General features: G+C 42.7%; 1 protein-coding gene and 1 pseudogene. Both read left to right on the forward strand.

Features of this window, described 5'->3' with window-relative positions:
* A partial coding sequence (locus R7Z49_RS26140) for a bacteriophage T4 gp5 trimerisation domain-containing protein (protein WP_411913037.1) occupies positions 1 to 507 on the forward strand: 507 nt, incomplete at its 5' end.
* 13 nt (positions 508 to 520) lie between these two features.
* Positions 521 to 611: pseudogene (locus R7Z49_RS26145) on the forward strand (type VI secretion protein); the annotation flags it as partial.

The raw sequence follows: 611 nt of genomic DNA on the forward strand, positions 1-611 counted from the left end.
GTAGAGTTTGTGAATGGCGACCCAGATCAACCTATTGTCACGGGTGCGCTGTATAACGGGAGCCAGTTGCCCCCGTATTCTCTTCCAGAGAAAAGTTCTCAAAGCGGTTTTAAGTCCCGCTCAGTTCAAAAAGGAAACGCCAATTTCAACGAGTTACGCTTTGAAGATAAACCTGGTGAAGAACACATTTACCTTCACGCAGAAAAGTTGTTCCAAATGTTAGTCGAAGACTGCGTAGATATTGTTGTTGAGAACAATAAAGTTGAGAAAGTAACCAACGATGTCACTCAAGACGTTGGAAAAAATGCGATGTTAAAAGTGGGAGAAAACTATACCTCTGACACTGGCAAAGTGCTGTCCCTCAATGCAGGGAGAAGTATTGAAATTAAAGTCGGTGGAGCCTCAATTCAAATGTCGAGTTCTGGCGAAATCAACATTAAGGGCAACAAGATTTCTATCAATGGCTCTGCAATCGCATTGAAAGCAGGACAAATCTCTTTGAATTAAGAGGGAACTTAGAATGGGTAAACCAGCAGCAGTGATTGGAAGTTTTCACCTTTGTCCAAAGAAAACAGGCAAGATCCCTCATGTTGGAGGCCCTGTTGTTATGG

The sequence above is a fragment of the Vibrio sp. 1562 genome, assembly GCF_033340155.1.
GTDB classification, from domain to species: Bacteria; Pseudomonadota; Gammaproteobacteria; order Enterobacterales; family Vibrionaceae; genus Vibrio; species Vibrio alginolyticus.